The organism is Corynebacterium sp. H128 (genome assembly GCF_037482625.1).
GTDB lineage: Bacteria > Actinomycetota > Actinomycetes > Mycobacteriales > Mycobacteriaceae > Corynebacterium.
Genome location: NZ_JBBHKW010000001.1, coordinates 314,401 through 326,661, shown reverse-complemented (window position 1 = coordinate 326,661; position 12,261 = coordinate 314,401). Strand labels below are relative to the sequence as shown.

Below are 12,261 nucleotides of genomic sequence, written 5' to 3'. Positions count from 1 at the left end.
AGTAACTATAGCTGCTTGGTTATCTTCCACTGCGTCACTGGTAGCGCCGACTTCATCGCCCGGAAGGAACCCACCTCATGAGATGCTGCCACGGTAAATTGGGTCAGCGTGCCGCCGTAGTGCGCGTGCAGATCGTAGAGCAAGGACGCTGATTCTAAGGTCACGGCATTTGCCACCAGCACGCCGTCTGCAGGGAGCGCGCTCCAGCAGCCTTCGAATACTCCCGGCGCAGTCAGTCCCCCGCCAATGAAAATCACATCTGGGGTCGGGGCCGACGTAGGAAAGGCGCCCTTTACTAGCAAGTGCGGTACTCCGAGTTGCTCGGCGTTGTGCCGTATCCGGGCGCGCCGCAGGTCGGATTGTTCGAAGCAGATCGCGGAGGTGCCGGGTGTAGAGCGCAGGAACTCGATAGCGACGGACCCCGATCCCCCGCCAACGTCCCACAGCAGCTGACCCGGCTGCGGAGCTAGGGCCGAAACTGTCAACGCGCGAATGTGCTGCTTGGTCAGCTGGCCGTCGCTATCAAAAGCGTCGTCAGCTAAGCCAGGGACAAGCGAGCGTGAGCTAGTCGGGGTGATCGCTAGGATATTTAGCGAGCTTTCCGGGGCACTAACCTCAGCAGCCGAGGTGGTCACTATTTTCGCCTCGACTGAGCCAAGGTCGCTGAGCACAGTGACGGTGGCGTCGCCTTGTCCTTGCGCCACTAGCACGTCCGCAACGTCCGTCGGCGTACGCCGATCCCGACCGAGCACTAGGAATGCTTTGCCTTTATCGAGCGCCGGAATGATAGCTGCCGGTTCCGACGTCACCAGCGACACCACCTCGGTGTCATTCACAGCCCACTTCAGCTCCGCGCAGGCCAGCGCAACGGAAGATGGCGCAGGAAGCACCCGAAAGCTCCCCTCGAATTCGCGCGCCAACGTGGTGCCGATGCCGTGAAACATCGGGTCTCCCGAACCCAGCACCACGATATTCTGGAAGCGCCAGCTAGCCAGCAACACTGGGATAGCGGGCACCAGGGGGGACGGCCACGTCTTGAGCTGTGCCGATAGTCCAACCGGAAGGAGATCCAGTTGACGGGCCGAACCAATAATCAATCCGGCTTCTTGAATCGCCCGCTGCGCACTCCCGGAGAGATCATCAAATCCGCCCGGGTTTATCCCCACCACGGTGACACCTGTGTACGGAATCCGCACGGAGAAGTCGGGGTCCACGGCCGATAGCGTCGGGCGTGCGGGCTCGTCGTGGGAAATGGCTGCCGGGCTGGTCATAACTTAAGACTCTAGCGTGGCATTCGTCGCCACAGTGGGCGCGGCACGAGCTTCATCACCCACGCGAGCACGCGTAGCCGCCCAGGTACCCACACGGTCCCCGATCGCCGCTGCTTAACGACGGCATCAGCAACCTCACTTGGCACCACTGACATCGGGGCTGGTTTCATTCCGGTGGTCATGGACCCGATCACGAATCCGGGGCGAGCGAGTACCAAGGAAACACTCGATCCGTGGAGCTCGTCCATGAGCCCCTGACAGAAAGCATCCAGCCCGGCTTTGGTGGAGCCATACACATAGTTGGCTTTGCGGGCGCGCCAGCCGGCGATGGAGGAAAAAGCGTAGATGATGCTGCGTTGAGGTTGCTTGCGCATGACGTCGGCAAGCACGGTGAGGATGCTGACCTGCGCGGTGTAGTCAATGGTGGCAATTTCAGCGGCGTGTGCCTCATCGCGTATTGCCTGCTCTTGGGAGCCCAGGATGCCGAAGCACACAACAGCGTGGCTGATCGGGCCGAACGCAGTGGCCTGCTCGACGATATCGCGGTGCGAGGCTAAGTCGGTGGCTTCAAACGGTAGGACGTGAACGGCTGCGGCTTCGGGTAGTTCAGGTATGGCGTCGACACGGCGAGCACACAAGACGACGGTGCGACCAGCGCAGAGCCGACGCGCGATTTCGCCACCGATGTCACTGGTAGCGCCGAGGATCAAAACTGTCATGCGCTAAGGGTATACCCCGTCATTGATAGGGAGCCCATCGTGCGCATTTCATTGAACGCCTTCATCTCACCCTCGATCTCCGCGGCTGCGCCGGCGATGTAGGCCAGCGGCAGGAAGTGATCCGGGGTCGGCACAGACTTGGCGAAGTCCTGATGGTTAGCGAGTTTTGCCAGCGCGGAGGGATCATCGAGCATAAGGTCCATCGTGTCCTTGTCAAAGCGCTCGGCCCAGTCAAAGCCGGTGTTGCCTGCATTCCAATTCATGGCGCCCAGGTTGTGAACCACATTGCCCGAACCGACCAGAAGCAAATTCTTCTCCTGCGCGAGTTTTGCCAGCTTAGCGCCGAGTTCCATGTGATGGTTCAGCGCCTTGGTGCCATCAACACTCACCTGGAGCACAGGGATGTCTGCCTGCGGGAACATGTGAGTGAGGACGGACCACGTGCCGTGATCAATCCCCCAGTCATAGTCCTGCTGCACCAAGGTCGGTTTAGCGATGTCTTGCACTAAAGCAGCGATCTCTGGATCGCCCGGGGCTGGATACTGGACGTCAAAGAGTTTCTGGGGGAAGCCGTAAAAGTCGTGGATCGTACGGGGATCCTGCATCGCGGTTACGGCGGTGCCACGGGTGTACCAGTGTGCGGAAACGGCGATGATGGCGCGGGGCTTCTTGGTGTTGTAAATCTCTCGGCCGAGGCCTACCCAGCCGTCGGTGAAGGAATTTTCCTCAATCGCGTTCATTGGGGAGCCGTGGCCTACGAAAAGTGCATTAATTGGTGACATGTCACTAATCTAGCAAGGGGGTGGGTTGGGTGCAAAGGTGGAAAAACTCACACTGAATGCGCCGGCCTCCAGCGACCTTAAGGAGTGGGAAATTCCGCACGACCACCTAACACCGATTCAATACCTCGCAACCGTCCTCGGTGACCACCACTATGTCCTCGATTCGGGCACCGCAATCAGCGAAGTACATTCCCGGTTCCACGGAAAACGCCATTCCGGGTTCGAGCACTAGGTCATTGCCCTGCATGATGAAGGGCTCCTCATGCAGCGAAAGCCCGATGCCGTGTCCGGTACGGTGAATGAAGCTGTCCCCATAACCAGCGTCCGCGATGTGGGAGCGCGCGATGGCGTCGATATACGCGGCAGTGACTCCTGGCCGCACTGCCGCGACCGCTGCACGCTGGGCCTCTTCCAACACCCGGTACCAGGCCGGGGGTTCGTTGAGAAAGTACGTGCGGGTGCAATCCGAGTGATAGCCCACTCCCCAGGTTCCCCCGATGTCCACCACGACGATGTCGTCTGGCTTTAGCTTTCGTGAGGAATGGGAGTGGTGCGGGTTGCCACCATTGGGCCCCGAGCCGACGATCACGAAGTCCACTGCGGTGTGCCCGGAGGCCAAGATCAGTTCGTGTAGCTCCGCTGCGATGGCAGTCTCTGTTTTTCCTGGTATCAGGAGCGAGGAAACCTGTGCGTGCACGGCATCAATCGCGGCGGCCGCCTCCCGCAGTTGCGCGACCTCCTCAGGAGACTTGCGCATGAAGAGCTCTTTGAGGATTGGCGTCGCCAGGCATGCGGGCGCATCCAGCGCGGTTTGCAAGGCCAGCAGGTGCGTCGCCTCGAGGGCGGATCCCACCCCAAAACCATCCGTAGACCCGAGCACCGCTCGCACCAGCGCATAGGGGTTCTGCCCGTCCTCCCAGCCCTGCACGGGAACTGGGACGTCGAGGTTTCCTGCATCGACAGCCGGCGCGATGTATGTCGGCGATCCCGAAATCGGGATCACCAGGCCGGAAAACCGCTCGTGGGTGCTTTCCCAGCTGCCGGTCAGGTAGGCCAATTCCGCGGACGGCCCGAACACTAACCCTGCGATTCCGTGGGCCGCAGCTTGTGCGCGTGCCGCTTCGATGCGCTGGACATAAACTGAATCAGGAAACTTGGTCACTGCCCCAGTCTAGGAGTCCCTGATGCGCAGCGCCGTCCGCCTCACCGCGCGCCACAGTTGTGCCAGTGGCGTGCTCAGTAGCCCCGCGCTTATCGACGCCTCCCTCCGCAGCTACTTTGGCGCCTCCGCAGCTCAGTCACTCGCAGACCTTGGAACGCATGTGCTCACGGCAGCGCATTTTCTGCGCGACGCGGGCGAGGCTTCACAAGGCATCCGGGTGTCCTCGCCGATCGTGCACACGAGCGTCGCAGAGTGGCAGGTGCTGCCCGGGACGGACATCGCCGTGGGACGACTGCAGCGAGCGGTGCACACCACGCTACTTCCGATTGCCCCACAAACCCGGGTTGGCGCACAAGTGATTAGCTGTGGCTTCAGCGGCCAGGGGACGCTTACTGCTGAGCAACTCGTTCCCCGCCTAGTAAGAAGCGCGGTGATGTGTGAGCTGCCATGGATACTCTCAAAGGACCTGCGGACTCGGGCGCGGCATGGTGCTCTCCTGCTGCCCCTCGGTTTGCTGTGGGCTCGTAAAGGAGATTCCGGCGGTGCCGTGATCAGTGAGGGAAAGCTAATCGGATTGCAGTCCATGGTCGCGATGCCCTTGGGGATCCCGATCGGAGTGGCGGGAGTGAACTTGCTAGGGCCGCATTTGCCGGCGCTGAAAGCAGCTATGAACCGATAGCCACGACTCCCCTACGGATCGCGTCGACGGCCTTGCGGGCGTTGGCACAGATCTCGTCGGTGTAGCCGGTCTTCTTGACCTGTTCGAGGGCGTCGATGACCTGGCGGCACCAGCGGACGAAGTCGCCCGGGGTGAGCTCGGCACCAGAGGCCGCGGCTGCTTGCATGCAATAGTCGAGCGGGGCACCTGATGCCCACTGATGAATCGCCAAAGCAAAGCCGGCCTCTGGCATCTTCGTAATCGGCAATCGGTGGCGACGCTCGTCGGCCTCCAGCTCGGTCCAGATGCTGTAGGTGGCGTTCATAGCATCGGCCATTGCATCGGTGGCGGCTTCGGCCTCGCCCTGGGTTTCCTTGCGGTTTTCAAAGACACACAGGGACACCACACCGGCGAGCTCGGCAGGGTCGAGGTCATTCCAAATGCCGCGGCGCAGGCACTGGGCGACGAGCAGGTCTGCTTCTCCGTGAATGAGTGCCAGGCGTTCGCCTTCGTCGGTGATAGCCGGGATGCCTTCGGCCGAGAACTCGACGTAGCTCATTTCGGAGAGCAGCGAGAGGATGCGGTCAAAGGTGCGGCCAAGTGTATCGGTGGCTGCCGATACCTTGCTTTCAAGTCGGGAAAGGTCGCGACTGCGGCGGGTGAGCCGCTCTCCGATCCTTGCTAATTGCTCCAGATCCGCCCAGTTGTGAACGGGGTGCTCGCGCAGCTGCTGTCGCAAAGATGCGGATTCATCGTTGCCACGCGAACGTGGCTGGAGGCGCATCTTCTTTGGGCGTGGATAGTTGTTCTTGCGGAACTGATCCATTACGTAGCGAGTGTTGCGGCGCGGATGGACCGTGACATCCTTGGAAAGCTTCATCTGCCCGATCACTAGCGGCGGTATGCCGAAGCTGGCGGCGTCGACACGCCCGGACCAGCCGGTCTCCATCGTGATCCACGGCTTCGGGTCCTTGGCGTTGTTAGCAGCGGAGATCACCACCGCGAGTAGCGGATGCTTCTTGCCCGGCATCGCGATGACCTGGCCGTTCTGCAGTTTGGATAGCACCTTCACGGTTTCCTGATAGCGCTCTTCCAGGCCGTGTCGCTTGGCGTTGCGCTCCGCGTCCTTCAGATCCCGCCGGATGGCCATGTAGTCCAGGAATTCGGCGATAGGGTCGTCGGAAAGCGCGGGCGGGTTGGAAGCAGCGAGCGCGGCGGCCAGCTCGGAGCGCAGATCGGCGACTTTCGCCTCGGCCTTCTCCAGTTCGCGGACCTCGTCGACCACGGAGCCATCGGCCTGGTACTGGGCGAAGGACTTCTCCAACAGCCGATGAGCGGGCTCATAGCCGATCGTCTTGAGTAGGTTCACGCTCATGTTGTAGCCGGGCGCGAAAGTAGAATTCAGCGGATAAGTGCGGGTAGAGGCCAAACCGGCGACGGCGCGTGGGTCCATCGCGGGTGCCCACTGCACTACAGCGTTTCCGAGCACGTCAATACCACGGCGACCTGCACGCCCAGTGAGCTGCGTGTATTGCCCGGGAGTGAGGTCAACGTGGGCCTCACCGTTGTACTTGACCAGCTTCTCCAACACAACCGAACGGGCCGGCATGTTGATACCCATTGCGAGAGTTTCGGTGGCGAAAACGGCGCGCACCAAGCCCCGCACGAACAGTTCCTCCACGATGTGTCGGAAGGCTGGCAGCATGCCCGCGTGGTGCGCAGCGAAACCGCGCATGAGCGCTTGCTTCCAGCGTCGGAAGTCCAGGACCTTCAGGTCCTCTTCCGGGATCCCTTCCACACCCTTCTCCACGATTTCTGCGATGAGCTGTGCTTCCTCCTCGGAGGTGAGCACCAGCTGGGAGCGCATGCACTGGTAGAGGGCACCATCGCAACCTGCGCGGGAGAAGATGAATGTGATGGCCGGCAGCATCTTCTGATTACGCAGAATTTGCAACACCTCAGGTCGACCCAGCGGACGAAAGCGCTCACCCGTCCGAGCTGGGCGCCGCTCCTGCGAGAAGCGCTCACCCGACTTGGAGCGGGAGCGGAAGCCAGCGGATTTGTTGTAGGCGGAATTCTGGTCGGCAGCTTGGCCCGATTCCAGGCGACGGATATAGTCCTCGAGCTCGCGGTTGACGCGGCCGTCTGGACCGCCGTCGAAAAGCGGAAACAGCTTGCGACCGGCCAACATGTACTGATCGAGCGGGACCGGGCGCTTCTCGGTGACGATTACGCGCGTATCGCCACGGACGGTGCTGAGCCAGTCGCCGAACTCCTCCGAGTTCGACACCGTTGCGGACAAACCGATGATGGAGACGGATTCGTGCAGGTTGAGGATGACCTCTTCCCAGACAGCGCCGCGGGACTGATCTGCCAGGAAGTGGATCTCGTCCATGACCACGTGGCTGAGACGATCCAGCGCGGTGGAGCCAGCATAAATCATGTTGCGCAGGACTTCGGTGGTCATGACGACGATTTCGGCGTTGCCGTTGATAGAAACATCGCCTGTGAGCAGGCCTACCGCATCTTCTCCGTGGACGGCGCGGAGGTCGTGGAACTTCTGGTTGCTCAGCGCCTTAATCGGCGTCGTGTAAAAACACTTGGTGCCGCGGCTCAGCGCTAGAGAGACCGCGAATTCACCGACGATGGTCTTACCCGCGCCGGTTGGTGCGCAGACCAGCACGCCGTGGCCCTCCTCCACCGCCTGGCACCCCTCGATTTGGAAATCATCGAGGGGAAATTTCAGCGAGGCGGTGAATTCTGCGAGGTGCGTCATACGTACCAGGTTAGAGCACGTCGTCGAAAGCCGTTGTAGGGCGGTCCGAGAGGTCACCAAGGTTCTGGTTTCCGCGGATGTAGGTGCCCGGGGTGGGCTGGATTGGGCCGGAGGCGGCAACATCTCCGCTGGCGCCGACGTCGCCGCTACCGCTTATCGACGACGATGCAGTCACTGCGGATGGTCCATCCACGCCGCCTGGAGTGAGATCCAGTTTCGAGGCATTATCGTCATCTTGGTCGAGCCAATCGGGGCGTTGCCTTCCGCGGCGCTTGTCGTTGTAGCGACAAAACTGGAGGGCAAGCTCAACTAGTAGTGTCAGTGCACAAGCGAGGGCAACCATGGAAACGGGATCTTGGCCGGGCGTCATGAAGGCGGCAAAGATGAACAGTGACAGCACAATCATGCGGCGTTTGTCTTTTATGTCCTCGTAGGCGAGAACACCTGCAATGTTCAGCATCGCGATTATAAGAGGCACTTCGAAACTGACGCCAAAAACCACTAGGAGTGCTAGGAAGAATCCATAGTAGCGTTCGCCGCTTAATGCAGTGATCTGTGTTTCGTCACCAATTTGGAGCAGCATCTCGAGACCATAGGCCATAACAAAATACGCTAAGCAAGCACCAGCTACGAAAAGCAAGACTGCGATGCTAACGAAAGTGAAAGTCCAACGGCGCTCATTCTTCATTAAACCAGGAGTAATAAAACCCCAAAGCTCAGTTAGCCAGATTGGCGAGGCCAGAACGATACCAGCGAGAGCACCGACTTTAAGTCGGAGCATGAACATCTCGAACGGAGCGGTGGCGAGCAATCGGCAACTGCCGTCACTGGTGAAGTCAGCGCGCAAAGACGGGTCAAGTTTGCAATACGGGCCACGAAGGATCTCGCCGAGGGAAGGAACACTTAGAAATGAATGCTGATACCAAATAAAACCAAGGACAGTTGTGATTGCAAAGGCGAACAAAGCAATGAGCAAACGGCGACGAAGCTCTCGGATATGTTCGGCCAGCGTCATTGCGCCATCTTTAGTCCGCTTCTTCGTGTGTTCCTTGCGCGCGCTCGAAGCAGAAGCTGGTGTCTCAGGAGTGCTCATAGCCACTTTTCTTTATCTACCAGTAACGCACCGAACTGGAAATGCGAATTCGGTGCGTCAGGACCACGTGTAACTACTGCTGTGGGTACTGCTGACCCTGCTGCGGCGGTTCAGGTTGCTGATAAGGCTGCTGGACTGGCTGTTGCAATGGCTGAGCCTGTGGGGCCTGTGGCTGCTGATAAGGCTGCTGCATTTGCTGTGGCTGGACTGGCTGAACCTGGTAAGGCTGCTGTTCAATAGCAGGCTGCTGTGGTTGTGGCTGGCCATCATTCTGCATTTCCTTGACTTCGGACTTGAAAATGCGCATCGAACGACCCAGGGAGCGGGCAGCATCGGGAAGCTTTTTTGCACCGAATAGCAGGATCAGCACGACAGCGATGATGATCAGCTCGGTTGGGCCAAGGTTTGGCATGTGTTTTCCTCTTAAGTCTAGGTGGGAAAGTAGAGAGCTATTTAGTTAAACGTTCGTTTGGCTATCATACGCCTTAAGCGCCAAGCTCGCGCGTAGGTGAACCTCGTCACGAAGGCGCTCCGGGGAGACGATTTTGACCTTTCCTCCGGAGGCTAACACAAAGCGTACAAGCCATTCCTCCGACCCCACCGGCATGGTGGCAGAAATCCATCCGGGCCTACTCGGCGCGCCGAGAGTCACTGGATCATAATCTGCGATCCAGGCGTAGTCAGCTGCCACTTCGAGTGAGGCCACCAGCGCGGTGCTGCGGAAGTCAAAAGGGTCTTCGGAATTGAATCTAATCTTTTCCGCATGCGCAGTGGCAGCTTCGTCTAACACCTGTAGCGCTGTCATACGATCGGCACGGAATGTGCGGTGCTCCCCCAGCTCATGATCCCAGGCCGTGGCATAGGTTGCGCCTTCTCGCACAAACATGTGGGCCACGGAGGCCCTGCGCTGGGCCACGTCATCCGAGCTAGCGGAGCGATAGTTGAAGCGGACCTGGCGGCGGTGATCCATGCTTTCGCGTAGCAGCGACACCGTATCTGAATCCGAGTCGGCCGCAGTGGCATCAAAGACTGCCCCGACGTCCTCCCCCATGATGTCGCGCAGCTTGGCCGCAGCACTTGCTACTGCGGACTTGTTGACTAGTCCCGGCGTGCTCTCGAGGTTTTCCAGTGCCAGGAGGAGCGCGGCGGCTTCGGTCGTCGTTAAGCGCAGCGGGCGGTTCATCCCGCGGGAGTTTTCGATGCGCACGCTGCGGTAGTCCGCCTCCATATCGACTAGGTCGCCGGGCATCAACCCGGGCAGCCCGCAGCACCAGAGGCGGTTGAGGTCGTCCATAATGTCGCCCGGTTTGCGGCCCAGGTCCCGGGCAGCCTCCATGACGCTGCGTTCCGGATGCGCCTCAAAATATGGCAGCAAGTTGAGCATCCGCACGAGGTCGCCGAGCCTTTCGCTTCCGCGTGCCATCTACATCGCCTCCAATGCTGAGATCAGCTCTTGCCGTACGTCCGCAGGCTCCAGCACCACCGCGTGCGGGGCGTGCGCCAGGCAGGCCCGGAGCAGCCACCGCCTATCGACGTCCACCAGTTCCACCACATCCCCGCAAACATCACCTTGCTCGGCTAGTTCCGCGCCCTTACCCGGTGTCACCCGCACCCGGGCGGAGACCAATTCGCGACCGCGGCGCAGCGATTCCTCCACAATGTCTTGGAGGTTTGCGTCCGTGGGCTTCGGATGCTCAGCTGTGCCGGAGGCACCAATCTCGGTGATCTTGGTAATGCGGAAGCTGCGCACTGCATCGCGGCCAACATCGTGTCCTACCAGGTACATTCGGCCACGTAGTGGCACTAAGCCCCAAGGATCCATGCTGCGCTGCTCCATAGGGGCGCTCGCGTGCGGGCGGTAGGAAAATCTTAACCGGGCACCTTTGTTGCAGGAACGCACGATCAAGTCCAGTGTCTGGGCAGACAGTGTGCTCAAGTCCCCGAGGGTGGCAAAGTTTGCGCCGCCAGCTAGGTCGCGGGAGGCGCCGGCCGCGGCGAGCTTGGTCCACCCGGAACGCGCGAATACTCCCAGCTCGCCGCCAGTGCCGCGTTCACCGGCTAATCCCAGCACAGTGGCTTCTTCCGGGGTGAAGGTCACTTCTGGCAGTGAATAGTCGTCCGTCTGGAGGCGGTAGCCAGTCACACGGACACCGTTTTCGATCGCTGCGTCGGCGATGGCTTCAATGGGAACGCCGACTTTGGTTAGTGTTAGTCGATCGCGTCGAAAAGCCTTGTCAAAAGCCTCATCACTGCGGTTCTGGTAACCGGCTACGTTTCGCCGTACCCACGATGCGGTGAGGAATTGCCGGCCCAAGGTAGAGGCGTTCAGGAACGCGAAGGTCAGGTTGGTCAGCCGCTCCAGGCCGGGATCTTTCTCCGTCACAGTGTCTCCAAAAGTTCCGCTACGCGGGTGTCAACGTTGGCGAAGGGGTCACTAAGCTCGACGATCTGGGGCTGTGGCCCATTGGTTTTCAGGCGCATCCAGTCCACGGTTACGGAGGCTTCTTGTTCCTTCGCACGTTGCAGTACTGCCCCGCGTAGTGCGGCGCGGGTGGTCTGTGGCGCCGTATCCACCGCAGCGGCGATAGCGGCATCGGTGGTCCAGCGGTTAACCAATCCCTTGTCTTGCAGCACCCCGAAAATCCCGCGACCTGGCCGAATGTCGTGGTACATCAGGTCAATCTGCGCAAGTTTCGGGTGGTCTAGATCCCAGCCTGCTTTGTTGACGTACCTGTCAATGAGCTTCTTCTTAATCACCCAGTCAATGTCTCGGTCGACTGCGGAGAAGTCTTGCGTCTCCAGCGCGGTGAGCATGCGCGACCACAGCTCCACAATCCGCTGGAGTTCGGGCAGCGGGGTGCCCAGCTCAGTTTCGGGGCGTTGTGCAAGCCACGCGCTAGCGGCAGTTAGATACTCCTGCTGCATGCACAGTGCGGTGATAGTCCCGCCATTCTTTAGCTCGATGGGAGTGCTGCCAGTGATATCGCGCGTGATCTGGCGAATGGAGGCGATTTCGTCGGCAAGCTCGAAGTCCGGCAGCGGCCAACCCGCCTCGATCATCTCTAGCACTAGTTCCGTGGCCCCGATTTTGAGGGCGAAGGTGGGTTCGGCCATCGAAGAATCGCCGACGATGACGTGGAGACGTCGGTACTTGCTGGAGTCTGCGTGCGGTTCATCACGGGTGTTGATCATCGGTCGGCTGCGGGTAGTCGCCGAGGACACGCCTTCCCACACGTGGTCGGCTCGCTGAGAAACACACCAGCCGGTGCCGAAATGCGAACTGGCACTTCCCAGGTAAGGCCGGTAGATCAAACCCGCGCCGGTGATCAGTTGGCGGGTAATCAGAAAGGGCAGCAACTTTTTTCCCAGGACCCTGAGCACTGCGCTGCGGGAAACGAGATAATTTTCGTGGCAGCCATAAGAGTTTCCCTGGGTGTCCACGTTGTTCTTGAACAGATACACGTTGGCCTTGATGCCTTGTGCTGCCAGTGCGAATTCGGCTTGCTGAGCAAGGTCGTCGACAATGCGGTCGCCCGCCTTGTCATAGTTGAGCAGCTGCGTGACAGAGTCGCATTCGGCGGTGGCGTACTCAGGGTGCGAGCCGACATCGAGGTACAGGCGTGAGGCATTCGGAATGAAAATATTCGAGCTGGAGTACTGGTCCACGATGGGACGGAACATGTAACGGGCGATCTCATCCGGACCCATCGGCGGGACGTTTCCCGGCAGGGTGGCCATGATGCCGTATTCAGTCTCAATGCCTTTGATACGCCTGGTCAGCGCAGCTGCTGGATCCATGG

Annotated in this window: 11 protein-coding genes; 1 reads left to right on the top strand and 10 read right to left on the bottom strand. The window is 60.1% G+C overall.

Annotated features, from left to right (window positions below; genetic code table 11):
• Window positions 1-5: 5 nt before the first annotated feature.
• From cbiE to WG915_RS01505, 4 genes are all read right to left on the bottom strand, one after another.
• A complete protein-coding gene (gene cbiE, locus WG915_RS01520; RefSeq protein WP_339563592.1) occupies window positions 6-1,271 on the bottom strand; it encodes a precorrin-6y C5,15-methyltransferase (decarboxylating) subunit CbiE in 1,266 nt (421 codons plus the stop codon).
• An 11-nt stretch (window positions 1,272-1,282) separates the two neighbouring features.
• Window positions 1,283-1,990: an SDR family oxidoreductase gene (locus WG915_RS01515; protein WP_339563591.1), complete on the bottom strand. Its 708-nt coding sequence runs from the start codon at window positions 1,988-1,990 to the stop codon at window positions 1,283-1,285.
• Window positions 1,987-2,772: a 4,5-DOPA dioxygenase extradiol gene (gene ygiD / locus WG915_RS01510; protein ID WP_339563590.1), complete on the bottom strand. Its 786-nt coding sequence runs from the start codon at window positions 2,770-2,772 to the stop codon at window positions 1,987-1,989. The genes WG915_RS01515 and ygiD overlap by 4 nt, the downstream gene beginning before the upstream one ends.
• A gap of 106 nt (window positions 2,773-2,878) precedes the next feature.
• Window positions 2,879-3,934 carry a M24 family metallopeptidase gene (locus WG915_RS01505; RefSeq protein ID WP_445227757.1) on the bottom strand — a complete coding sequence of 352 codons (1,056 nt, stop codon included), beginning with the start codon at window positions 3,932-3,934 and terminating at the stop codon, window positions 2,879-2,881.
• 22 nt (window positions 3,935-3,956) lie between these two features.
• Between WG915_RS01505 and WG915_RS01500 the strand changes: the two genes are divergently transcribed.
• The gene (locus WG915_RS01500; RefSeq protein ID WP_339563589.1) at window positions 3,957-4,613 is read left to right on the top strand and encodes a trypsin-like peptidase domain-containing protein; all 657 of its coding nucleotides are present in this window, start codon (window positions 3,957-3,959) and stop codon (window positions 4,611-4,613) included.
• On the opposite strand, the gene WG915_RS01495 is transcribed toward WG915_RS01500, so the two are convergent.
• From WG915_RS01495 to pafA, 6 genes are all read right to left on the bottom strand, one after another.
• Window positions 4,600-7,368: a DEAD/DEAH box helicase gene (locus WG915_RS01495; protein WP_339563588.1), complete on the bottom strand. Its 2,769-nt coding sequence runs from the start codon at window positions 7,366-7,368 to the stop codon at window positions 4,600-4,602. The genes WG915_RS01500 and WG915_RS01495 overlap by 14 nt on opposite strands.
• Window positions 7,369-7,378: 10 nt before the next feature.
• A complete protein-coding gene (gene tatC / locus WG915_RS01490) occupies window positions 7,379-8,461 on the bottom strand; it encodes a twin-arginine translocase subunit TatC (RefSeq protein ID WP_445227756.1) in 1,083 nt (360 codons plus the stop codon).
• Window positions 8,462-8,534: 73 nt separating this feature from the next.
• Window positions 8,535-8,873, bottom strand: coding sequence for a Sec-independent protein translocase subunit TatA (gene tatA / locus WG915_RS01485; protein WP_339563587.1), 339 nt, complete (start codon window positions 8,871-8,873; stop codon window positions 8,535-8,537).
• 45 nt (window positions 8,874-8,918) lie between these two features.
• Window positions 8,919-9,884, bottom strand: a complete 966-nt coding sequence (locus WG915_RS01480) for a helix-turn-helix transcriptional regulator (RefSeq protein WP_339563586.1) — start codon at window positions 9,882-9,884, stop codon at window positions 8,919-8,921.
• Window positions 9,885-10,844: a helix-turn-helix transcriptional regulator gene (locus tag WG915_RS01475; protein WP_339563585.1), complete on the bottom strand. Its 960-nt coding sequence runs from the start codon at window positions 10,842-10,844 to the stop codon at window positions 9,885-9,887.
• The gene (gene pafA / locus WG915_RS01470; protein WP_339563584.1) at window positions 10,841-12,259 is read right to left on the bottom strand and encodes a Pup--protein ligase; all 1,419 of its coding nucleotides are present in this window, start codon (window positions 12,257-12,259) and stop codon (window positions 10,841-10,843) included. Before pafA ends, WG915_RS01475 begins: the two co-directional genes overlap by 4 nt.
• Window positions 12,260-12,261: the final 2 nt, after the last annotated feature.